The organism is Flavobacterium glucosi, from assembly GCF_048286535.1.
In the GTDB taxonomy this organism is placed as follows: domain Bacteria; phylum Bacteroidota; class Bacteroidia; order Flavobacteriales; family Flavobacteriaceae; genus Flavobacterium.
Map to the genome: position 1 here is coordinate 132,754 of NZ_JBLVPK010000002.1, position 25,090 is coordinate 157,843.

Genomic DNA, 25,090 nt, shown 5'->3' on the forward strand with positions numbered 1-25,090 from the left:
ATATGCGTATAATTAGAAAAATATTTTCAAAATCCCGTTCTCCAGAAGACGGGATTTTTTTTGATTCTATTCAGAAAATCTTGGGCTTTAATCCAATAAACTTAGATTATTACAAGAAAGCCTTCACGCATCGTTCCTCAAATCGTTTGGATATTTTAGGAAATCCAATTAATTACGAACGATTGGAGTTTTTAGGTGACGCCATGTTAAGTTCAGTAATTGCAGCACATTTATTTAGCAAAGCACCCGCTGGAGACGAAGGTTATCTTACTAAAATGCGTTCCAAGATTGTAAGCAGGGAACATTTGAACGAATTAGGTAAAGACCTCAATTTAGTACAATATATAGAAAGCAAAGTGCCAATACAGCATTTTGGAGAAAATATACATGGCAATATCTTTGAATCACTTGTAGGGGCAATTTATCTTGACAGAGGCTATGTATATTGTGAAAAATTCATTCAAAAAAGAGTTATAATTCCTTATGTAGATATCGCAAGACTCGAAGGAAAAGTAATTAGTTATAAAAGTTTGGTGATAGAATGGTGCCAAAAAGAAAAGAAAATATTTCATTATGATATTTTCGAAGATAACGCAATTGACGGGCAACGTTTATTTGGCGTGAAACTTAGCATTGATGACAAAGTGATTGCAAGAGCAAGAGCAACCTCAAAAAAGAAAGCAGAAGAAAAAGCATCCCAACGTGCTTATTTTGCATTTCAAGAAAAAATGGACCGAAAATAATATCAATTTCCATAAAACTACAACGTTTTCGTTCATAAATTAACTAAAACATCTTATTTTGAGAGGTCTACACTTCAATAGAAATACTATATTTACATCTTATTTTTTCATGAAATGGCAATTCATAAATTGGATCTTGGCGAATTTGACGAAATAGATTACTATCTCATTGCAATTCATACTTCATTAGAGGACTATAGATTGGCTTATTTTATTAATCAAAAGCTGCCTATAAATTTGAGTAAAAGCAAAAATGAAATTCAAATTAATATAAAAGAAGGAGAAACAAATTTTTCTAGATTTTATTATAATGATCCCGAAAAAGAAGTCTCTTGGGATTTGATCCAAAATAAAAATGAGGTAATTCAATATAAAAAAGGGAGTACTCAAAATTTATTTTCGAATGTAATAATGGAAGTTTCAACAAAAGTTTTTTTACTTCCGGAATTTAGAAAAGTAGATTACTTTTTAAAAATAGAAAATAATGACGATACTATGAATGTACCAAAAATACAGATCCTATTAAATACCATAGATACCGTATCAACAGTGTATACGGTAGACACGAATCAAATCAAATCAAAAAACAATTTAATTTTTTAATGCAAATGCTTACAAACAAAAAAACAAAAATTGTAGCCACACTTGGGCCCGCATGTAGTACAAGAGAAATCATAAAAGACATGATTGATGCCGGTGTAAATGTATTCAGAGTGAATTTTTCACATGCTGACTACAATGATGTAAAAGAAAAAATCAATATCATACGCGGTCTTAATGAAGAATTTGGCTATACCACTGCAATCCTAGGTGATTTACAAGGCCCTAAACTTCGTGTAGGAATTATGGAAGAAGGTGTAGTAGTACATGACGGTGATTTAATTACATTTACTACTGCCGAAGACATTCTTGGAACAGCAAAGAAAGTATTTATGAAATACCAAAACTTTCCTAATGATGTAAATCCTGGGGAAAGAATTTTGCTTGATGATGGAAAACTTATCTTTGAAATTGTTGAAACTGATAAAAAAACAGAAGTTATTGCAAGAGTAATACAAGGTGGTGAATTGAAATCTAAAAAAGGAGTAAACCTGCCTAATACAAAAATTTCTCTTCCTGCAATGACTGAGAAAGATATAGCAGATGCTATTTTTGCAATTGGACAAAATGTTGATTGGATTGCATTATCTTTTGTAAAAACACCAAGAGACTTACAAGACCTTCAAGAATTAATTGCTGAACATTCTGACTATAAAATTCCAATTATTGCCAAAATAGAAATGCCGGAAGCATTAGAAAATATTGACAAAATTGTTGCGTATTGTGATGCTCTGATGGTTGCTCGTGGAGATTTAGGAGTTGAACTTCCTGCTCATGAAGTACCATTAGTTCAAAAAGAATTAATTCGCAGAGCAAAAACAGCTCGTATTCCAGTTATTGTTGCTACGCAAATGATGGAAACGATGATCACTTCTCTTACGCCAACTCGTGCTGAAGTAAATGATGTTGCAAACTCAGTTATGGATGGTGCAGATGCAGTAATGCTTTCTGGAGAAACAGCTACTGGAAATTATCCGGTTCAAGTAATTCAAAAAATGACTCAAATCATTGAAGCAGTAGAGGATTCTCCGCTAATTCAAGTGCCACAAAACACGCCACAAATTAAAACAAAACGTTTTATCACTAAAACAATTTGTCATCATGCAGCAACGATGGCTAACGTTATCAAAGCAAAAGCAATCTGTACTTTGACAAATAGTGGCTATACTGCTTTTCAAATTTCAGCTTGGAGACCTAATGCGCATATTTTAGTTTTTACATCCAATAAAAGAATCCTTACACAACTGAATTTATTGTGGGGTGTAAAATCGTTCATGTATACTAAAGATGTAAGTACAGATGATACTGTAACGGACATAAACGAAATTGTAAAACAAAAAGGTTTTGTACAAAAAGGAGATTTCCTTATCAATCTAGCAGCAATGCCTATTAAAGATAAAGGAATGGTTAACACCTTGAGAGTATCAGAAATAGAATAGTTTAAAACCACTTAAATTCTTATCCGTCTTATTTCGTTTTAAAACGAAATAAGACGGATTTTTTTTATGCATCAATCCATGCAATATGATTTTCTCTTGAGAGGAATTTTAAAACTATTTAAACAATTTTCTGCAAAATATAATTTATATTTGAACAACAAATAACCCTACAAATCATGAGTTTGAATTCTAAAAATCCATTTTTAAACAATAAAACTTTTTCTACTGCAGTTTCAAAAAATGACGAAGTGCATCAGGCGACTATCCTTGATTACAACGATGAGATGACTTTGTCAGGCACTATTAATAAAAGTTTAATCTTATTCTTACTTCTTACCGCTTCTGCAACTGTAATCTGGTGGTTGACTTTTAACGGAATGAATCCGATGGTTCCTGCAATTGGCGGTGCTGTTGTTGGATTAGTTTTAGTGCTCATTTCTGCTTTCAAACCACAATATTCTCCTTATTTAGCTCCAGGATATGCACTGTTTCAGGGATTGTTTATTGGTGGGATTTCAGCAATATTTGAAGCTATTTATCCTGGAATCGTAATTAAAGCAGTAGGCGCAACTTTTGTAACTTTTATGGTTTGTTTGGGATTGTATAAATATAAAATCGTAAAAATAACGGAACAATTCAAATCGGTTGTTGTGGCTGCTACACTTGCTATTGCAACGTATTATATTATATCTTGGGTATTTTCAATGTTTACCAGTTTTGTTCCCGTACATTATGGAAATTCAATGATGAGCATTGGAATCAGCATTTTTGTGATTGTAGTCGCCGCTTTAAATTTATTTTTAGATTTCGACCGAATAGAAAAAGGAGCCACACAAAAAATGCCAAAATACATGGAATGGTATGGCGCAATGGGACTAATGATTACATTGGTGTGGTTGTATATCGAATTTTTAAGATTGCTTTCTAAACTGAACAGTAAAAATTAAACGCAGCATAAGATTTATAAAAGATAAAACCTTTCCAGATCGGAAAGGTTTTATCTTTTATGCGGCTTTCTCAAAAGCTATGTAGTGGCTTAATAGCCCTTTAGTATTAAAAACGGGGAATGCTTTTATTAAACAGGCATAGACATCTCCATTTTTTTTATAATTCATTACGGTTTTTTCAAAGGGCTGTTGAAGCGATATAGCGGTACGTATTTCATTAGAAATTGTCAAATCAGTGGACTTTCCTTGAAATATTTTAGGGCTTTTACCCAAAACTTCTGCTTCTTTGTAGCCATTCATTTTTATCATATTGTGCGATGCAAAAACGATATTTAATTTAGTATCTGTCAAAATCACCACCTCTTCTCTCAGTTTTGTTTTTAAATCCCAGTTATTCTGAATCCATTTACTTTGAGAAGCTAGCGAGTTCAACTTGTTTAAATCCAAAAAGATATTTTTTATTAAACCTAAAAAATCATTATGGAAATTCCAAGAAGAAACCGGGACTGTCTTTACACTTAAACTACTGTGATACTTGGCAATAGCATCTTCATATTCTCTAAAATTATTCATACTCCTTGATATTAAAGAACCAAATATAATTTTATTTATAAAAAGAAAACAACATATTCCAGACTTTAACCATTGTTGAACGAGTGAATTAGTTTGTTAAAAATCAAATTTCAACTGTACAACAACAAATTTTTTCTCCTCAGTATTTAAATTACTGAGTGAAATTCCAAGTAATCGAACAGAATCCTTCATGCGTTCTTGATAGAGCAACTCCTTTACAATTTCTAAAATTAATCCTTTATCTGAAATAAAATAAGGCAAGGTTTTACTCCGAGTTTGTTGAGTAAAATCACTGTATTTTATTTTTAAAGTGATTGTTTTACCCGCTACGTTGTATCTTTTTAATCTTTTTTCCAATGCACTGGCAATAATCTCCAATTTCTCAATCATAAAAATTTCTGAAGAGAGATTAACATCAAAAGTATGTTCGGCTGCAACTGATTTTGTAATTCGATCTGATTTCACTTCGCTGTTGTGAATTCCTCTGACCACATTAAAATAAAAATTTCCTGATTTCCCGAAATGTTTCTCCAAGAATTCCAAAGTTTTGCTCTTTAACTCCATACCGGTAAAAATCCCCAGTTGGTACATTTTTTCGGTGGTTACTTTTCCAACACCATGAAATTTCCGAATAGGTAATTCTTCTAAAAACGAAATCACTTGATCCGGATTGACTGTTTTTTGACCATTAGGCTTATTGTAGTCACTGGCAATTTTAGCCACAAACTTATTCACTGATATTCCTGCCGAAGCCGTTAACCCCACTTCGGTAAAAATGCGCTGTCTTATCTCCTGCGCCAATAATGTAGCACTGGGATTCCCTTTTTTATTATTGGTAACATCTAAATACGCTTCATCAAGTGACAAAGGCTCCACTAAGTCCGTATATTCGTAAAAAATCTTCTGAATTTTACTCGAAATTTCTTTGTATCTGTCAAAACGTGGCTTTACAAAAATCAGTTCCGGGCAATTTTTCCTGGCCATGACACCACTAATAGCGCTTCGAACTCCAAATTTTCTAGCTTCATAACTTGCTGCTGCAACAACTCCTCGATTTTCGGAGCCGCCAACAGCAATAGGCTTGCCGCGCAACAATGGATTATCCATTTGCTCCACTGAAGCATAGAAAGCATCCATGTCAACGTGTATGATTTTTCTATTTGGAATTAATTCCTGCATCCAATCGTTTGAATATTCAATACTATTTTTGAATGATTTGTTACCGTACAATTATTTTTGATCTTCCAGATTCAAATAGTTTTCTACAATTACAGATTTGCTTTTCTTTTCCGTTGGAAAAAAGAAGCTAAGTGGTCTCGACTTGAAGTGATTCCAAATGGAAACCGTAACAAATCGCAACTCAAATAAAGAGATGGCTCTTGAACGAAAAGCTAGTCCCAGTGAAAGACTAAAACTCACCATAAAGTTAATCGATCCTATAATACCAATTCCAAAAATCCCCCAAAACAACATAGAGTTGCTTACTTGATAATTTGCTCCATATAAACCTAAGGCAAGATTACCACTTACAAAAGTGATGTGTCTAATATCGAGATTCAACCCTAAAAACAGCCCTACTGTAGCCGTACTTCCCATAAAAACTCCAAACCAAAAATTAGAAATAATTCCTGCACCTCTTTTTTCATACAGTTTGGCTAATTTTAAAGTGCGTACTTTCCCTAAGGTTCTTTTTAACATAGGATGTTCCGTAATCCGGAAAAAAACTTGATTGTGCTTATCTCTATTGGCAACACTTCCAGAAATAATCCCAGATAAAAATAGAAAAAATCCTGCTATTGCCGCATGAAAAATAGCTTGTGAATGAATTGGACTAATATCTGTAAGTAAACCTTCCCATTTAGTAGCGGCAATATTGTAGTCTGCTGTATAATCTATAAGCCAAATTCCAAGTAATGAAATCGGAAAAGCCATGATTACATTCCCCACAAAAGCGATAAACTGAGAACGAAATACGCGTGCAAAAAGAATAGCAAAAGCTTTATACTTTTCAGTATCTTTTCCTTTTTTGATAACACCCTCCTCTAATGCTTTTATTAAAGCCGAAGCTGTCATAGCTGGTTGTTTTGTAGCAAGCGTAAAACCTAAAAGATAAATAGCAATAAATCCAAAAGCATAATTCATACTGTACAGAAAAGCATGCCCAAAAAAACTGGTATCGGCATTCGAAAGTAAAACTTTAATGACGCACAAAATACCTACTATAAACCCTCCTCCTAAAGCTGTTCTGAACATTTTGAAATACTCTTGTCGGCTTTCAGTAATATAATGTTCCCCCGTTTTAGCTGTATGTTGCGTTATTTCATAAGAAATGAGCTGGGTACTTTCGGCAATAAATTTCCTTACATTATTTTTATAGCAATTGTATTTAATTAAGTGCAAAGCCAGTGTAATTCCGTTATTTTTTTTATCCGTTCCTTTTTCTACAATCAATAACGAAATTAAAAATTTAAGGCGTACTAATTGCTGTCGGATTTTTAATAAATTCTGATTTACACGTAGTGAAATTCCGTATTTTGAACTGTTGTGAAATGCCTTTTCCACAAAGTTTTCGCATTGCTTGTGTAAAACCAATAACTGCGCATAGGACAAATCATCGGGTTTAATAAAATGGTTTTCGGAATTTCTAATTCGGAATTCAATCAGGAATAATTCCTTTTCAAAAGCTGTAAAAGGACTTTCGTAATCATCAAATTCCGGCACCATTTTGATAACATCGGTTTCCAAGGCACGACCACTAATTCGTTGCGTAATTAAATCCATTGCAACTAATAGTTCCGACAACACTGAATTAGGTTCTACACTTTGATAAATTGATTTGAATTTAAAAAGTCTGTACAGTTCTTCCAATTGAACGGGTGGGATTTTATTTATCCAAATTGTATCGTTGGCCGAATAGAAAACCTGATTTAGAATATATTCTAAAGTATTTTTTTGAGGCTGGTAGGGTAAGAACTTAGCGAAAATTCTTTTTTTGACTTCAAAAATAAAATCTACGTCTTGCAGAATAGCTGCGTCAGAAAGTATTTTGTTGAATTTTTTATCTTTTACTATCTCTTTAAAATATATTGCGAACTGTTCCCTACAAGAATCATTTTCATTAAAAAATGAAATAATTTCCTGCAGATCCACCGTTTTTAAATGTTTAATTTTCAAAGGTCTAATCAGCCTAATTAATTCGATTAAAGGCTCTAAGTTATCATCTATTTCACGCCATAATTGATTTTCTCCAAAAAACTTGATTAGGAGTGTTGCTGGTGTTGGTTTAGATTTCACTTTAAAAATTGGTAAATTTAAATTCATTCCGTTTTTTGTAAAAATACAAATCGCCGCAATAACTTCCATTAACTTATTCATAAAATAACTATTAAATGAGATGTAAATACCCCTCTATAGGTATTCAACAAACTAAGCCAAACTCTTTTGATAAGTGATTCATTGTAAAATAAGACCACTATTTTTGATTCTGAAATCTGAACAAGAGATATTAAAGTCCGGAAAATAGAAATATTTGATACCTTTGAATTTTTGGATTAGCCCGGATAGAAGTGGAAATCTTCGATTGAAAAAAACTATTTTTTCTTTTTTAAAAAGAGCGATGCTAGGAGCTCCTTTTTTAAAAATAGAAAAAAAGTTTTATGATTGAGAAATTGAAACGAATAGCTGGAAATAGCTATAAATACTTAGACAACATTAAAATGATTGAAATAGAAAGAAAATTTTTGGTTTTAAACGATTCATTCAAAGCTGAAGCTTTCGCACAAAATCCTATTGCACAAGGGTATTTGAGTTCGGTACCGGAACGTACGGTGCGAGTTCGCATAAAAGGCGATAAAGGATATTTGACCATAAAAGGCATGTCAAATGATTCCGGCCTGTCCCGTTTTGAATGGGAAAAAGAAATTCCTGTTGTTGAGGCAAAGGAATTACTGCTGTTATGCGAAAAAGGTGTTATTGACAAAACCCGTTTTGAGATAAAACGAGGCAATCATATTTTTGAGGTTGATGAATTTTATGGCGAAAATGAAGGGTTAATTGTCGCGGAAATTGAACTTGATTCTGAAATGGAAACTTTTGAAAAACCACTTTGGCTGGGAGATGAAGTGACAAATATCAACCGTTATTACAATGCCTACTTAAGTACTAATCCCTATAAAAAATGGTAATTTAGTTATTCAGTATGGCTATTGTTACTTTCATTCCACCACTACTTTTATTGGAAGTAATATCCATAAAGGCTCGTTTTGAAAGATCAATTTCTCTAGATTTAACAAATGGCCCTCTATCTGTAATTTCCACAATTACGGATTTCCCGTTTTTTTCATTAGTCACTTTTACTTTTGTGCCAAAAGGAAGTTTTTTGTGTGCTGCAGTATATTTATTATTATCAAATTTACTACCACTTGTAGTCCGTCTTCCATTAAATTTATCTGCATAGTAGGATGCATGTGCTTCCTTTTTATAGATTTTAAATTTCCCTAATGAAGTTATTAAAGAATCTATTTTGTTTTCTTGCAATTCAATTGATGCCTTACCCTTCTTGAGCGAATCTTTTTGTATTGCTGCTTTTTGTTTTTCTGATATGGAACTTTGGCTACTGACTAAGCTAATAATTGCAAGTAAAAAAAATAATGTTATTGCTTTTTTCATATATATCGTATTAGTTAAAACTATTTTACAAAAACCATACCTAGATAAAAAAAGCTCTATTTCTAGAGCTTTAATTGTTTTTTAAAACCAAATTTTCCATGGAATCCTACTTAAAATAAGGAGTAATCCTAAACCATAAAAAATAGAGAATGTTTTGAATTTTGATTCACTAGCGATCAACTTTTTATGTTTTGACCAACCTATTGTGATTAAAATAATGGCAATGATATTTATTAAAGGATGCTCTACAGCCAACAATCGGCTTTCAGTTGTTAATCCACCCATTCCAACTGCTTTTATCATATTTAATCCATTAGGAGATACAAAGTATAAAATTAAACCAACTAACAATTGTGTATGTATTGCTATTAATGCAAACAATGCAATTTTCTTGTCTTTTGAAGTAAACTCTTTTTTAGAAGACATCCCAATAAAACAATTAACCACTGCAATCACTAATACTAAAAGTGCTAAATACCCCCAACCTGAATGGAATTTTTGAATAAAATCGTACATAAATATTGTTTTTGTTTTAACAAATATAAGAAAAAAAGGCATAAAAAAACCCTCATTTCAATTGAAATGAGGGTTGCAATATTTTAAGCTAAACTAGTTGAATGTATAACGAACCCCCGTTTGCATTTGCCATCTTGATGAGTTTAAACCTACGTCATCTGCTTGGTTAATAGTGTTTGCTACGGCTGGGTTATAACTAAATGTTGGAGTTGTTCCATTAGCTAAAAATCCAACTTGTTGAAGTAATTGTACTTGGTCAAAGCTTGTAAAATACCTTTTTCCCCAATTTTTATTCAAAAGGTTTGTGAAATTAAAAATATCTGCAGTAAATTCAAGCGTATGTTTCTTTTTACCCACATTGATAATGAATTCTTGAGCGAATTTTAAATCCACAACATGACTTGTTTTTAAACGGTCACCATTACGCTCAGCATAACCACCTTTTCTACCTCTTAGGTACTCATTACCTTCGATAAAAGCGCTCAAAGCATCCCATTGTAATTGAGGTGATAATGGATTTGCTGTTGTAGAAACTAAGTTAATTTCACTTTGTGCAGCAGGAACATAAATTAATGCTGAATTAGAGAATGTATCTTGTAACAAACGACCCGAATCATTATAAACATAACTGATTGGAGTTCCTTGAGCACCTTCGTAAAACATACCAATTCTAGATTTAGTGAATTTATTCCATTTGAATGTTGCATTACCATTGGATATAATTCTTCTTCCTTGATCAAAATCAGATCTTGAAAGTGCTAAATAATTAGCACCATTAACCGTTTCAGTATTATTCCATTGAGAACTATTTTGAGAAGAAGTTGCATCAAGTAGGACAGTAGATTTACCGTAAGAATAAGTTCCAGAGATGTTGGCATCAATAAAATCAGATCTGAAATTTTTAGTCAATGTAAAGGCTAGATTGTAAGCTTTACCTTCATCTGTATTAGAAGCTAAATAAATCCCTAAATAAGATTGATCTACTCTAACGTTTCCATTGTAACGGGGTCTTGTATCAGCTCCTGTTAAATTACTTGAAGCTGCTTTAATATTCAAATTTTCATAAGTGATTGCACTAATATTATCATTATAAGTAATTTCAGATGTCAAAACAAAACCTAATGGTAATTTTTGATCCACTGCAAAACTTGCTTTGAAAATTTGAGGTAATTTGAAATTTTTAGCAAACAAATCTACATTTCCTCCTCTGCGTCCTGAACCTGGACGTGGAAATGATGCAGGAAGCGGTGCAATTTGACTAGCAACACTTGGATTTGGGTTGAATAAAGGCATTCCTGTAGGACTTGTTATTGAAATAGCCCCTTGGGAAACACCATTGTTATTATAAGTACCACCTGGCCATACTAAAGGCAATCTAGAGGTAAAGACCCCTAATCCACCTCTAAACTGAGTAGATTTTTTTCCATTAAGATCGTAATTAAATCCGAAACGTGGTGCAAAGTGCGCATAATTTGCAATACCTTGTCCTACTCGTGCTCCTTTTAAATCTTTCCCTGCTTTTTGTAACAAACCAATTGTTCTGTTATTAAAATCATCATTTCCTAATCCATCTTCCCAAACAGGAATGTCTACCCTAACACCGTAAGAAACTTTAAGATTACTGTTCAGTTTCATGTCATTTTGAATGTAGAATCCGAATTGTTTAGTTCCAAATTCAGCTGCACCTTGTGAATCATCACCTTCGCCACCAATTAAAGAATAGTTCATTTGAAATCTATTCGGTTTTGCATTGTTTAAGAAATCATTCAAACTAGCGTACCTGTATGATCCAAAATTGTTTCCAAAGAAAACATTTCTTGATTGTGAAAACTCATTATGAGTACCAATAGTTATTTTACTCATTCCAGCATTAATTTCAAAATTATCTGAAATAGTCAATGTTTTTTGACTTAAGAAATTTGCTGTTGAAAAACCTTCAGCTCCAAAGAAAATACTTTGATTAGCACCATCAAATATTTGCACAGATGGAAATGGATCTCCAGCTGCATCTCTATCATCGATTACACTAGTGTAAGCAACAACTAAATTATTTGAAAATTTATTTCCAAATCTTGAGTTTAATTCTAAAGCAGTTGAATTAGTTGTAGAATTGAATAATTGGCTACCGTTTATAAAACTAATTGAAGTTGCAGAAGATCTGCTTGGCGAAAAGTTTTCCGCTTTCACATAACTGTGTTTCAAAGACAATTTATGATTGTCATTGATGTTCCAATCTATCTTACCAATGATTTTATCACTTACAAGAGTTCTCACATTGTTTTCAAAAGAACCTGGATCATAGCCATAAGAAGCAAGTTTAGTTCTTAATTCTCCCAGTCTATTTAATGACAAACCCGTATAAGTTGACGGATCAAAAGGCTGTGGTGTTTCATTGTCTTGACGCTCATAATTTATAAAATAAAATAATTTATCTTTAACCAGAGCTCCACCTGCACGCACACCATAGGTCTGAGCAGAAAAATCAGCTAATTTTTTTCTTCCATTTGTTCCAGCTAATGAAGGAGGTGTTTTTCCAGCTAAAGATTCATCTCTATTAAAGAAATAAGCTGATCCTTCAAAATTATTAGTTCCTGAACGAGTAATTGCACTAATTGCTCCACCAGCAAAACCAGATAGTTTTACATCATAAGGAGCTACACTTACTTGAAATTGCTCAATTGCATCAATAGAGATAGGACTTACTCCTGTTTGACCTCCATTAGTTCCATTTGCAGCTAATCCAAAAACGTCATTACTTACAGCACCATCAATGTAAATAGCATTGAATCTGTTGTTTTGACCTCCAATAGATAAAACATCATCACCTCTCAATTGAGCTTGTGGTGTTAGTCTAGCAAAATCCGAAATATTCCTAGATAAAGATGGCAGTGCTTTAATTTTATCTGAATTAATTACTGTTTGAGCTCCAGTTCTTTGTGAATTAAAAATATTGTCTCTTGAACTTCTAACGACTACTTCTTGCAGTTCATTTGATTCTTCTTGTAAAACAACTTTAAAATCTTTAGTATCCCCTAATTGAAGATAAACTTCACTATCTTCAAAAGTTTTAAATCCAACAAAAGTAATTACAATTTTGTACGGACCTCCAACTCTCATGTTTGATATTCTAAAGTTACCCGTACCATCAGTTGACGCACTATATCGAGTGCCTGATGGAGTGTGTGTTGCAAGAATTGATGCGCCTGGTAAGGTTTGAGAATCCTTATCATAAACAGTACCACTAATAGAAGAGGTAGTGTTACCCTGTGCGTAAACTTCAGAGTTAGCGAACATTAGTACAACTAGAATTAAAAATAATTTTAATAATTTTTTCATATTGTTTAGTTTATTAATATTTGGCAAAAATATAACATTTTTGTTTTAAAAAGTTAACACAACGTTAAGAAAATCATGTTTTGATGTTGAGTTTTTAACGTAAAATAATTTCAGGGTTTTTGTTATTAAAAAACATTGTAATCATTTAGTATGTTGATTATTTGCTTATTTTTTAACAAATAAAATAAAATAAATTTAATAGCAAAAAAGGGGGTGTTTTTTATAAACAGTACTAAAACATAGTGTTATATAAACAAAAAGCCCTGATTTTACGTAAATCAGGGCTTTTGACTTCTTTTAAAGATTAAAAAAAGTGTAAAAATTTTAAATTATAAAAAATCTTATAAAATTCTAAAAACTAGCAACATAAATTACTTTATTTATTCATCAGGAAATGATTTAATAAAAAAGTGGTAGAGCTGTCATGCGTTTGAACCTTTTTTGCACTAATTTCTTCCAAAATAGAATTAGCCAGTTGTTTTCCTAATTCAACACCCCATTGATCAAAACTAAAAATATTCCAAATAATTCCTTGTACAAAAATCTTGTGCTCATACAAAGCAATCAAAGAACCTAAAGTTTTTGGAGATAACTTCTGAATTAAAATAGTATTGGTAGGCTTATTCCCTGTAAAAACTTTAAAAGGTAAAAGAAATTTAGCTTTGTCTTCTGAAACACCTTGTTTATCAAATTCAGCCTGAACTTCCTCTCCAGATTTTCCGTTCATTAATGCTTCTGTTTGAGCAAAAAAGTTAGACATTAGTTTATCATGATGGTCATTGTCTCCATATAAAGGAGTAACAAACCCTATAAAATCTACAGGAATTAATTTCGTTCCTTGGTGAATTAACTGAAAAAAAGCATGTTGTGCATTAGTTCCCGGCTCTCCCCAAATAATTGTTCCCGTTTGATAATTTATCGACTTCCCATCACGACCTACACTCTTTCCATTACTTTCCATAGTACCTTGTTGTAAATAAGGAGCTAACTTTTGTAAATATTGTGTGTAAGGAATCAAAGCTTCACTTTCGGCACCAAAAAAATTGTTGTACCACACACTCAATAAGGCCAATATTACGGGCATATTTTTGTCAAAATCAGCAGTTTTGAAATGCTCGTCCATTTCGTTTGCTCCTTGCAGTAATTCATCAAAATTATCGTACCCTACGGCTAAACTTATCGTAAGACCCACGGCACTCCACATTGAGAATCGTCCACCAACCCAATCCCACATAGGAAATATGTTGTCTGGATTTATTCCAAACGCTGTTACTTTTTGGATATTGGACGAAACCGCAACAAAATGCTTGGCCACATCTTCTTGAGTAGCCGATTTTAAAAACCATTTTCTGATTGTTTCGGAGTTAGTTAAAGTTTCTTGTGTGGTAAATGTTTTGGAAACTATTACAAAGAGCGTCGTTTCTGGATTTAGTTTCTTAATAATTTCGTTGACATGATCGCCGTCTATATTAGAAACAAAATGAACGTTTAAATGATTTTTATAAAATTGCAAGGCCTCAACAGCCATAACAGGACCTAAATCAGAACCTCCGATACCTATATTGACAACATCCGTGAAAGTTTTTCCCGTGTAACCGGTTCTTTTGCCCGAAGTGACTTCATTGGTAAAAGCTTTAATTTTATTTTTTACTTCGTAAATTTCAGAAATCACATTACTTCCATCAACATCTATTATTGCTGATTCTTTGGCTCGCAATGCGGTGTGAAGTACCGCTCTATTTTCGGTTTGATTAATTATTGCACCATTAAAATAATCAGCAATAGCACTTTTAAGTCCAACTTCATCTGCTAGTTCTACTAACAACTGAAGTGTTTCTTGATTAATAATATTTTTTGAATAATCAATTAAAAAATCATTCCATTTCAAATTGAATTTTTTTGTTCTGGATGCGTCCAATTGAAATAATTCCTGGATTGACGCTTTTTGCATTTCGCTGTAATGCTTTTCAAGTTTTTTCCAAGCAATTGTTTCTGTTGGGTTTGTAGTATTTAAAGCCATTTATTAGGTATTTTGTAGTATTATTTTAATTTGGTAAAAATAGTGAAATTAGTTTTAATGCTAAATGAGTTTTCATTTATATTACAAATGATCAGGAAATACAATGAATAATGACCAACGTATAATCACACTACGTATTTCTATTTTTCAACAGAATAATTGTTTCCAACTAATTTTTAGTTGCTGCATTATAAGTTAGCAACACTATCCAATTGAAATTTTAACGGAGTTATCGTTTTTATGTATCGTTCTTTATTTCTTCCGCTCATCGGTTCTCCGCTGGGCAATTTAAGTCTCAGCGCATCCACTTGTCTACCGTTTTTCCAAAATCGATAACATACATGCGGACCTGTTGCCAAGCCTGTGCTTCCCACCAAACCAATCACCTGTCCTTGACTGACACGTTGCCCTCGTCGCACTAGTATTTTAGACATGTGCAAGTATTGTGTCGAGTAGGTTCCGTTGTGCTTTACTTTTACATAATTCCCGTTTCCCGCAGTAAAACCACTTTGTTCCACAACGCCTCCTGCAGTAACAGTAATGGGAGTTCCACGTGGTGCCGCATAATCTGTTCCTTTGTGCGCTTTCCAGCGGTGTTGCACCGGATGAAATCTACTGGATGAAAATCGAGAGGAAATTCTACTGAATTTTATTGGAGACTTAAGAAAGAAATTTTTTAAGGTTTTTCCTTCTTCGTCGTAATATTCTATTTTGTTGGAGTCTGGATTTTTGACAAAAGGAAATGCGTAAATAATTTTCCCTCTGTATTCAAAAAAGGAAGCTTCCAGTTCTTCGACTCCGTCATAAACAGTATCATTTATGAATCGCTCTGTAAAAGTTATTGCAAACCGATCCCCTTTTTTAAGCTTCATAAAATCGATGGAATAGGCATAAATTTTTGCGATTTTGCTCGCCAAAGCTCCTTCAATCTTAGCATTACCTAAAGTTTCTGATAAGGATTCTTTTAAAACACCGCCAATAGTGCGTCGTTTGATTGTAATGGGTTTGATTTTTTTATAGACAACCACCGCCGTATCGCGCATGTCAATCACGTAATAACTCAGTGCATCCGGTTGATAAATAAAAACCTCCAAGCTATGTTTTTTATCTTTGGACCTCAACAATGTAAAAGGCCTGTGGACTCTAATACTCCTTACATCAAAAGAATCTCTTACTTTCGCAACAATTTCGTATACTTTTCGCTCCCCGATATTCTGATTTTGAATAATGGTCCCAAAAGTATCTCCCCTTTCTATAGTGTCATTAACGACATTAAAATCAGCAAGAACAAACCCAAATTCACTCTTTTTAGGAATAAGCTTCACTATTTTTTCTGGTGCTATTTCCTCCTTTTTATTACATGATCCTAAAGTAAACAGCGCAATTATAATTATAAATATTTGTTTCAAACCTTGTTTTTTTTCAATCTACATTTCTACTCCCCAATTTTCTAATTCACTGCTACTCCATAATTCCGGAAAGAAAATCCTTCTCTGGTATTTTGGATGCATGTATTTTTTCCAATCACTTCCACCAGTAGCTTCTCCATCTCCTTTACCGCTCTGATCAATATATTTCTTTGCTGTATTCAAATGTTGCATTACCCAAGTAATATTCACCGTATGATCATAATGACGCATCGCTAGTACTAACGCTGGATTTTTTTGATCTAAATCTGGCAGTTGTTTGAATTTTTGCCAAATATTTATGGTATTATATTCTTCCATATGACTCAAAAATAGCTTCTTATATTTTCTTTCAAATTCCTCCAGCAGAAAAGATTTTTTACCGGTATGATAATCTTTTCCGGCTGCTTGCCAATACAAATGCTCTAAAGCAAATTCATAAGGCGTATTCCTGTCTATTGAATCTCTATAACGGTGATCGATAAGATTTATTAGGTCCGTTGAAGAAAATTCTATTAAACGGTATTGTGCGCTTTGAAAACCACTGGCAGGAGTTAACGTATTTCTAAATTTCATGTATTGATCTACTTCCATTCCATCTCCCATAATGCTGAAAGAAGTAGTTAACATATCAAAATAACGACTGATTCTCATTAATCTTTCCGTAAAAAAATCTGTTTTGATATTTTTACAATAAGAAATTTGGCGCATCTCCCAAAGTATCATTTTAAAGATCAATTCATTCACTTGATGGTACATAATAAAAACCATTTCATCAGGCAGTGTTGTTCTTTGAATTTGAAGATTTAACAATGCTTCGGTTTGAATATAATCCCAATATGTAATTGGTTTTGACCATAATAATCCTTCCAGCTGCGTTTCTGTCTTTTGATTTATTGCTTGGTATTTAATTTCAATTTCTTTTAAAATCGCTTCTGAACTATCAATATTATTCATTATTTATTTGTTTTAAAAGGATTTTTTAATCCTTTATATGCATCTATATCTGCTTTTATTGAACCTACTGCCAAGCTGGCTTTTATTCTGATTGGTAATTTATTATCGTCATCTGAAATCCAAACGGTAAGACTTTCTTGTTCTTTAAAAACACGTCCTGATTGTACTAAAGGTCTAAAAACCATTGTTGACACCTCTCCAAACTTAGTTGTAATATTTTCACGACCTATAAACTTGAGTTTAAATTTTGTCGTTTCATCATCAAAAAACATATCAATTGCTACGGACTCTCCTATTTTTAACTTATCAATTCCAGGATAGTTTCTTAGATAATAGAAGGTAGACAAAATGTCTTGTGTGTTTTTAGGAACGTAAAGTGTTTTCTCTGTTTTATGTTTGTAATCCTTGACAAGGACTTTATTTGTAGACTGATTAAAAAAGCCTTCTTGGTTTTTAGTATACCCGCCTTCATTAATTTTTCGGACAAACTGGTATGGATTTCTGGTATCCTTATCAATATAACTCTCGTATAAATCGTCTACTTTAAAGAAAAATCGAGACATTCCGGTAGTATATCCTCTGCCTACAACATGAAAAGTTTTTTTATTATTCACTGTAGCGTCTTTTACTTCTAATGTGGCGTAACCGGCATTTACTATTCCGTAATGAATTCGAAATTTAAACCACTCGCCCACATCATAGGCATCCTCTTTTGGAGAATCAAAACTTACGGTCAATATCACTACAAGGAATAGTATTATTTTTTTCATCATTACTTTATTCGTCAATTTATTGACTCTAATAGCAAATTTTGTTCCAAATATATTAAAACAAAAAAACTCAGTCAAATAATGACTGAGTTTTTATGCTATTAACTAACCAAAAAACTATAAACTATGAAATTTATATGAAATCAGGAAGGAAACCACCCCTTCCCTTTTTGCGAGTGCAAAGGTAGCTAACAAATTCAGTTATTTTAGTGAAAAAAAAAGTTTAACACAACATTTACAAAAAAACAGGCTACTCATCGGTAATTTTTTCACAATATGTAAAAATAATGCTTTTTTACAGCGTTCCTCGCAATTGCTGTTCTCTCTCAATTGATTCAAATAGCGCTTTAAAGTTACCCGCACCAAAACCTTTGGCCCCCATTCTTTGTATAATTTCAAAAAACAAGGTTGGCCTGTCTTGAACTGGCTTTGTAAATATTTGCAGTAAATATCCTTCTTCATCGGCATCAACCATGATGGCTAATTTCTCAATTTCATTTAAATCCTCCTTCATCATTTTCATGTGATCGCCCAATCGCTCGGGAATTGCTTGATAATAGGTATGCGGAGGTGCCGATAAGAATTCGATTCCTCTGGCTTTCAATTGCGATACGGTTTTGATAATATCATCCGTTGCAATAGCGATATGTTGAATTCCAGGACCACCATAAAAGTCCAGATATTCCTCAATCTGTGACTTTTTCTTTCCTTCAGCAGGTTCGTTGATTGGAAATTTGATTCTTCCGTTTCCGTTTGACATTACCTTACTCATCAACGCCGAATATTCAGTATTGATTTGTTTGTCATCAAAAGAAAGAAAATTTACAAATCCCATGACGTCTTCATAGAACTTAACCCAAGTGTTCATTTCGTTCCAACCTACATTTCCCACCATGTGATCGATGTATTTTAAACCTGTTGGCTCTGGATTGTAATCGGATTTCCACTCCTTATACCCTGGTAAGAAAACACCAGTATAATTTTTGCGCTCTACAAAAATATGCACGGTTTCCCCGTAGGTATAAATCCCGGAACGTATTACTTCTCCAAATTCATCTTTTTCCACGGTTGGTTCCATAAAAGAACGCGCACCTCGTTTCATTGTTTCTTCGTACGCACTTGTGGCATCTTCTACCCACAGCGCTGCAACTTTAACGCCGTCTCCATGTTTTCTCAAATGTTCGTGTATAGGAGAATCTTGTGTTAAGGGCGTGGTTAATACAATACGAATCTTATCTTGTTTTAGCACATAAGACGTTCGGTCTCTTACCCCGGTTTCTAAGCCGGCATACGCCAAGGATTGGTACCCGAAAGCTGTTTTATAATAATGTGCGGATTGTTTTGCATTTCCTACGTAGAATTCTACATAATCGGTTCCTAATAACGGAAGGAAATCTTGTGCTCCTTCGAATATTTTTTCTAGTCCGTATTCTACTGATTTTACTTCTTTTGACATGGTATTTATTTTTTGATTCGGTACATCTAATTCTGGAACGCCGTTGATGGTGCTACAATAGATTTACGCGGATTTATTAATTTAAAAAAATGTTGTTATTTACTCTAAAATCCTAGCCCTGATGGAAACGGCATCCTTTTTCTGGTCTCGTTTTTTTAACGAGACCAGAAAAAGATAAAGTGCACAGCAGGAAATAGCTCCTTATTATTCTACCCAAGATTTGTAATATTGACCGTCGTCTAATCCCATAGCCTCTTCGGTTACCATTAACGGGCGAAAGGTATCGACCATTACGGCTAATTCGTGAGTTTCTGTATGACCAATGCTACGTTCCATGGCTCCCGGTGCGGGCCCGTGCGGTATGCCTTTTGGATGTAATGTAATGTGTCCTTGCTCGATATTGTTGCGGCTCATGAAATCGCCATCTACATAATACAAAACCTCATCACTATCGATGTTGCTGTGATTGTAAGGAGCCGGAATGGCTTTTGGGTGGTAATCGTACAATCGTGGACAAAACGAACAAACTACAAATGTTGCTGTTTCAAAGGTTTGATGAACTGGTGGTGGCTGGTGCACGCGACCTGTAATAGGTTCAAAATTGTGAATGCTGAATCCGTACGGAAAATTATATCCGTCCCAACCGACTACATCAAAGGGATGCGTGGCGTAAACGAATTCATGGATCATTCCTTCTTTTTTGATTTTGATCAGGAAGTCTCCTTTTTCATCATGCGTTTCTAATTCTGTTGGCAAAATAAAGTCGCGCTCGCAAAATGGGGAATGTTCTAAATGCTGACCTGATTCGTTTTTATATCTTTTTGGCGTGTAGAAAGGCGCAAATGATTCGACGTAAAACAATCGATTTTCCGTTGTTTCGAAATCAATTTGGTAGATAATTCCGCGAGGAATAATCAAGTAATCTCCGTATTCGAAAGGAATATTTCCCATCATGGTGCGCAACTTTCCTTTCCCTTTGTGAATGAAAATCATTTCATCAGCATCGGCATTTTTATAGAAATAGTTGCGCAACGATTGCCTAGGTGCGGCTAATCCTATCGTACAATCTTTATTGACTAACATGGGTTTGCGACTGTCCAGAAAATCATCTTCTGGTTTTAGCTCAAAACCTTTTAGCAATAACGATTTTATGTTTTTTCCAATGGCAATTTTCGGCTCTACCGAATAGGATTTTAGAATTTCTTTTACCTGTGTTGGTCTGTGAACGTGATACAACAAAGCGGAGTGTCCATGAAAACCTTCTGTTCCAAAAAGCTGTTCGTAATTCAAACCGCCATTTGGTTTTTCAAACTGCGTATGTCTTTTTTGCGGGAAATCCCCTAATTTATGATATAAAGGCATGGTTTTTTTACTTAAAAGTTAAAAGTTTTATCGAACTAAACTTATTTAATTAAATTTAAAAAAAATGCAATCTATTCAGGATTCCTCTTGATCAGAAATTGCAGATATCCTAATAAACCGCTCCAAGTTGTTTTCATAATAACAAATATCGGAATTATTATTGACTTAAATTACAATTAAAACATAAACCCAATACTGAACCAAGTAAAGCCTTTGGGTTGCTCCGGCGACCAAGAGTATTTTATTTCTATAGGTCCTATAACCGTTTCTAACCCATAACCTACGGCATAACCTGAATATTTTGGGATTGAAATCCAATCCACTGTTTCGAAAATTCTGTCTCCAATATTAGCGAAGTTTGCCGAAAAATTGAAATGATTGTTCTTATAAAACTCATAATCAACAGTTGCTGTAGATTTTATATAACTATTAGCCGCAATACTCAAATAATCGTATCCATACAAATATTTGAAGTTATTAAGCGGATTATATCCATACCCACCCAAAATAAAATTAAAAAAAGAAACACTTTCCTGACCAAAAGAAAACCCAGCATCCGTTTGAAATTTTACTGTTGCGTTTTTGAACAAGGAAGCTGCTACACCAAAATCAGCTTTAGCAATCGAAAAGGGTTTGAAATCACCGGTATAGTTAGACGAGAGCAAATACGATTGAATATCTCCGGTGAAATACCAACCGTTTTTAGGGAAATATTTATTATCAAAAGAATCAAATTTCATATATCCGAAAAGACTTAGGTAATTACTATTGTCAATCGTTGGGTCAACATTGGACAATGTTTCGGATTTTATCTTTAAATATTTCAACTCAACTCCTCCTCCAATTAAAAATTTTTGAACAAATAAAGATTGAAAATAGGCTTGATTCGTGAGATCCATGAAATCCACATTGATAGAATTAATCCCTAAACCTTCTAAATTCAAACTGCTTATTTCTCTGGCAATATTTCTATTAAATTGATTGTAATTCGATTTAAAACCAAAACTTAAATTAAATCCATTTTCAATATAGTAGTCTAAATTATATCTAATATTATCTCCTAAAACAACATCAAGAGAAGCAATATCGTTTTTAAAAAGTGTTTTTTTTCGGGTCAAATTTACCAAAACACCACTTTTGAATAAATTATCATAATGCAATCCGAATTTCAAATACGTTTTTGTTGTATTTTCTGTTAAACTGATATTCAGATCTACATCCTCTTTATTAGGTTCCAATGAATATGAGATCGCACTAAAATTTTGAGTGGCATTGATATTATTAATTCCCTTTAACAAATCATCATAACAAGTCTTTGTTCCTGGTTTGAATTTTAACTTACTAATGATATACTCTTTTGTATAATTATCTAATTCATTGCTGTTTATAGCTCCTATCTGCAAGCTATCCGAATAAAATTTAAGCTTTGGCTTCCGATACGGATTGGACTCATCAACAATTTTTTTTATTTGTTCATAAACCGCAAAAGTTGCTTCTTCCCCTTTTCTAATTATTTCTTTTCCTTTGTCAAAAGAAATTACACCATATTGTGTTACGTCCGGTCGAATATAAATATCGGTGTCACTCACATTTCTCTTCATTCGCTCTATAGATTGAAGATTAGTAATTTGCACTAAAATCTTAGTCGCATCCTTGAGTTGTGTCCTGTCCAATAAATCATTTTGAACATCAACCCCTATAATAATATCCGCCCCCAATTTTCGTACTTCCTCAATGGGATAATTATTAACAACTCCCCCATCAACTAAGATTTTTCCATCAATTTCAACAGGAGAAAACAAAGAGGGAAATGCAGAGCTCGCGATCATCGCTTGAGCTAAGTTGCCTTTATTCAACAAGACTTCTTCCCCTGTTTCTATGTTGGTACCAATACATAAAAAAGGAATTGGAAGCTTATTAAAATCCTTTACATCTCTTACATTTCTGGTAATCCTACTCAATAAGTTATAATTGTACATTCCTTTTGACAATGCCTCCGGAATTCCAATTTTCATCTTATTAAACGGTAAAACCAACGCATACAATTCGTCGTTTCTTCTTTCGTAGAAATTTTTGGAAGATCTGGGGATAAAATCGTTTATTAATTCATTGAAATTTGTCGCCTGAAAAATAGAATCAATCTGGTTCGCATTGTATCCCGAAGCATACAGACCGCCAATTACTGCTCCCATGCTGGTTCCGCCAATGTAATCGATCTTGACACCCGCTTCTTCCAACACTTTCAAAACACCAATATGCGCAAATCCTTTTGCTCCTCCACCACTTAAAACTAAACCTATTTTTGGTTTTTTTTGCTCTTGCGAAAACACAGTCAAACTAGCAAAAACAATCAGTAACAGCGTGATTTTCTTCATAGATAGCAATTTGGTAATAAGAGAATTTAGCAAGATCAGATATCATTTGCTTAAACATCAATAATCTAAATTAATCATTCATTTGTAGCCTTGTAAAATTCGGTAATTTTTTTGGCTTTAGACATACCTATAACGTCCGAAATTTCTTTTTCTGACGCTAATTTCAATCTTTTAACACTTTTAAAATGTTGAATCAAAGCCAACATTGTTTTTTCGCCAATGCCGGGAATGGATTCTATCGAGGAATTCAGCGCTGCTTTACTCCTTTTGTCCCGGTGATGCGTAATCCCAAAACGGTGTGCTTCGTTTCGCAATTGCTGTATTATCTTCAAGGTTTCTGATTTTTTATCTAAGTACAACGGAATAGAATCGCCAGGATAAAATAGCTCTTCCAGTCTTTTGGCTATTCCAATAATGGCTATTTTTCCTCGTAATCCCAATTCATCAAGACTTTTTAATGCTGCTGATAATTGCCCTTTTCCACCGTCAATAATTATTAAATTAGGTAAAGGTTGTTTTTCGTCCAGCAATCGTTTGTATCTTCTGTAAACCACTTCGGTCATCGAAGCAAAATCATCCGGCCCTTCAACCGTTTTTATATTAAAATGGCGGTAATCCTTTTTGCTTGGTTTTCCATCTTTAAAAACCACACAAGCCGCCACAGGATTTGTTCCTTGAATATTTGAGTTATCAAAACATTCAATGTGTCTTGGTTCCACTGGCAATCGCAAGTCTTTTTGCATTTGTGCCATAATTCTTTTCGTATGGCGATCCGGATCTACAATTTGAAGTTGTTTCAACTGTTCGATTCGGTAAAATTTAGCGTTGCGAATGGACAAATCCAAAATTTGCTTTTTGTCTCCCAATTGCGGAACTGTGATTTTGATATTTTCACCCAAATCAACGGAAAACGGAACGATAACTTCCCGAGACAACAATTGAAAACGTTCTCTCAACTCGACAATCGCCAATTCTAATAATTCTTCATCGGGTTCATCCAATTTCTTTTTAATTTCCATCGTGTGCGAACGAATAATCGAACCATGAGAAATTTGCAGGAAATTCACATACGCTGCACTTTCATCCGAAACTATCGAAAAGACATCGATATTGGTGATTTTTGGATTTACAATCGTAGAACGCGATTGGTAATTTTCAAGAACTTCTATTTTTTCTTTTATTTTTTGGGCTTCTTCAAAATGCATATCGGCGGCCAGATTGGTCATCACCCGTTTGAAATCCTTCATACTCTCTTTGAAATTTCCTTTCAAAATTTCGCGAATCGCATCAACCTGCTTTTGATAATTTTCTAACGTTTCGTGACCTTCACAAGGTCCCATGCAATTTCCAATATGGTATTCGAGACAAACCTTAAATTTCCCGCTTTCGATATTGCTTTTACTCAAATCATAATTGCATGTTCGAAGCGGATACAACTCTTTAATCAAGTCTAAAATAGTACTTACCGTTTTAAAACTGGTATATGGCCCAAAATATTCCGACCCATCTTTGACCATTCTTCGAGTGGCAAATATTCGAGAAAAAGGTTCTTTCTTGATACACAACCACGGATAACTTTTGTCATCTCGCAACAATACATTGTACCGTGGCTGCAAGGTTTTTATCAAATTATTTTCCAATAAAAGCGCATCTGTTTCCGTAGGAACCACAATGTGTTTTATAGTGACGATCTTCTTTACGAGCACATTGGTTTTGGCCGTGTCATGAATTTTGTTGAAATACGAAGCAACTCTTTTTTTTAAATTTTTGGCCTTGCCCACATACAAAATTTTCCCTTCCTTATCGTAATATTGGTATACGCCTGGATTATCCGGTAAGGTTTGGATTTGGAGAGCTAAAGTTGTTGGATTCATATAACAAAGTTAATCTCAATAATCCCGAAATACAAATCAATACTGTTT

19 protein-coding genes are annotated in these 25,090 nt (G+C 33.6%); 5 read left to right on the forward strand and 14 right to left on the reverse strand.

The window, feature by feature from the left end:
• Positions 1–2 precede the first annotated feature (2 nt).
• The 4 genes from ACNQGD_RS03705 (at position 3) to ACNQGD_RS03720 (ending at position 3,729) form a co-directional block, all read left to right on the forward strand.
• Positions 3–743, forward strand: a complete 741-nt coding sequence (locus tag ACNQGD_RS03705) for a ribonuclease III family protein (protein ID WP_417998349.1) — start codon at positions 3–5, stop codon at positions 741–743.
• 114 nt (positions 744–857) lie between these two features.
• The gene (locus ACNQGD_RS03710) at positions 858–1,346 is read left to right on the forward strand and encodes an IPExxxVDY family protein (protein ID WP_417998350.1); all 489 of its coding nucleotides are present in this window, start codon (positions 858–860) and stop codon (positions 1,344–1,346) included.
• Between the two features lie 5 nt (positions 1,347–1,351).
• Positions 1,352–2,782 (forward strand): pyruvate kinase, encoded by a 1,431-nt coding sequence (pyk, locus tag ACNQGD_RS03715; protein ID WP_417993671.1) that lies wholly within the window; start codon positions 1,352–1,354, stop codon positions 2,780–2,782.
• A 176-nt stretch (positions 2,783–2,958) separates the two neighbouring features.
• A complete protein-coding gene (locus ACNQGD_RS03720) occupies positions 2,959–3,729 on the forward strand; it encodes a Bax inhibitor-1/YccA family protein (protein ID WP_417998351.1) in 771 nt (256 codons plus the stop codon).
• Between the two features lie 57 nt (positions 3,730–3,786).
• On the opposite strand, the gene ACNQGD_RS03725 is transcribed toward ACNQGD_RS03720, so the two are convergent.
• The 3 genes from ACNQGD_RS03725 to ACNQGD_RS03735 form a co-directional block, all read right to left on the reverse strand.
• Positions 3,787–4,302 carry a PAS domain-containing protein gene (locus ACNQGD_RS03725; RefSeq protein ID WP_417996407.1) on the reverse strand — a complete coding sequence of 172 codons (516 nt, stop codon included), beginning with the start codon at positions 4,300–4,302 and terminating at the stop codon, positions 3,787–3,789.
• A 96-nt stretch (positions 4,303–4,398) separates the two neighbouring features.
• The gene (gene dinB / locus ACNQGD_RS03730; protein WP_417998632.1) at positions 4,399–5,481 is read right to left on the reverse strand and encodes a DNA polymerase IV; all 1,083 of its coding nucleotides are present in this window, start codon (positions 5,479–5,481) and stop codon (positions 4,399–4,401) included.
• A gap of 51 nt (positions 5,482–5,532) precedes the next feature.
• The gene (locus ACNQGD_RS03735) at positions 5,533–7,677 is read right to left on the reverse strand and encodes a recombinase (protein ID WP_417998352.1); all 2,145 of its coding nucleotides are present in this window, start codon (positions 7,675–7,677) and stop codon (positions 5,533–5,535) included.
• 341 nt (positions 7,678–8,018) lie between these two features.
• On the opposite strand from ACNQGD_RS03735, the gene ACNQGD_RS03740 reads away from it, so the two are divergent.
• Entirely contained in the window at positions 8,019–8,486 is a 468-nt protein-coding gene (locus ACNQGD_RS03740; RefSeq protein WP_417993676.1) for a CYTH domain-containing protein, read from the forward strand.
• 1 nt (position 8,487) lies between these two features.
• Here ACNQGD_RS03740 and ACNQGD_RS03745 read toward each other — a convergent pair whose 3' ends face one another.
• The 11 genes from ACNQGD_RS03745 to uvrC all read right to left on the reverse strand — a co-directional run bounded on the left by ACNQGD_RS03745 (position 8,488) and on the right by uvrC (position 25,042).
• Positions 8,488–8,970 (reverse strand): septal ring lytic transglycosylase RlpA family protein, encoded by a 483-nt coding sequence (locus ACNQGD_RS03745; protein ID WP_417996405.1) that lies wholly within the window; start codon positions 8,968–8,970, stop codon positions 8,488–8,490.
• Positions 8,971–9,051: 81 nt separating this feature from the next.
• Positions 9,052–9,486 carry a hypothetical protein gene (locus ACNQGD_RS03750; protein ID WP_417998353.1) on the reverse strand — a complete coding sequence of 145 codons (435 nt, stop codon included), beginning with the start codon at positions 9,484–9,486 and terminating at the stop codon, positions 9,052–9,054.
• Between the two features lie 93 nt (positions 9,487–9,579).
• A complete protein-coding gene (locus ACNQGD_RS03755; protein WP_417996403.1) occupies positions 9,580–12,822 on the reverse strand; it encodes a TonB-dependent receptor in 3,243 nt (1,080 codons plus the stop codon).
• A gap of 376 nt (positions 12,823–13,198) precedes the next feature.
• Positions 13,199–14,842, reverse strand: a complete 1,644-nt coding sequence (gene pgi / locus ACNQGD_RS03760) for a glucose-6-phosphate isomerase (protein ID WP_417996402.1) — start codon at positions 14,840–14,842, stop codon at positions 13,199–13,201.
• Positions 14,843–15,030: 188 nt separating this feature from the next.
• Positions 15,031–16,251 carry a M23 family metallopeptidase gene (locus tag ACNQGD_RS03765; RefSeq protein ID WP_417993681.1) on the reverse strand — a complete coding sequence of 407 codons (1,221 nt, stop codon included), beginning with the start codon at positions 16,249–16,251 and terminating at the stop codon, positions 15,031–15,033.
• 18 nt (positions 16,252–16,269) lie between these two features.
• Positions 16,270–17,205: a tryptophan 2,3-dioxygenase family protein gene (locus ACNQGD_RS03770; RefSeq protein ID WP_417993682.1), complete on the reverse strand. Its 936-nt coding sequence runs from the start codon at positions 17,203–17,205 to the stop codon at positions 16,270–16,272.
• Complete coding sequence (locus ACNQGD_RS03775) at positions 17,205–17,975, reverse strand: DUF3108 domain-containing protein (protein WP_417993683.1); 771 nt, start codon at positions 17,973–17,975, stop codon at positions 17,205–17,207. The genes ACNQGD_RS03770 and ACNQGD_RS03775 overlap by 1 nt, the downstream gene beginning before the upstream one ends.
• Positions 17,976–18,270: 295 nt before the next feature.
• A complete protein-coding gene (gene hppD, locus ACNQGD_RS03780; RefSeq protein WP_417998354.1) occupies positions 18,271–19,431 on the reverse strand; it encodes a 4-hydroxyphenylpyruvate dioxygenase in 1,161 nt (386 codons plus the stop codon).
• A gap of 204 nt (positions 19,432–19,635) precedes the next feature.
• Complete coding sequence (locus ACNQGD_RS03785) at positions 19,636–20,793, reverse strand: homogentisate 1,2-dioxygenase (RefSeq protein WP_417998355.1); 1,158 nt, start codon at positions 20,791–20,793, stop codon at positions 19,636–19,638.
• Between the two features lie 176 nt (positions 20,794–20,969).
• Positions 20,970–23,168, reverse strand: a complete 2,199-nt coding sequence (locus tag ACNQGD_RS03790; RefSeq protein ID WP_417998356.1) for a patatin-like phospholipase family protein — start codon at positions 23,166–23,168, stop codon at positions 20,970–20,972.
• A 74-nt stretch (positions 23,169–23,242) separates the two neighbouring features.
• Entirely contained in the window at positions 23,243–25,042 is a 1,800-nt protein-coding gene (gene uvrC / locus ACNQGD_RS03795; RefSeq protein ID WP_417998357.1) for an excinuclease ABC subunit UvrC, read from the reverse strand.
• Between the last annotated feature and the right edge of the window lie 48 nt (positions 25,043–25,090).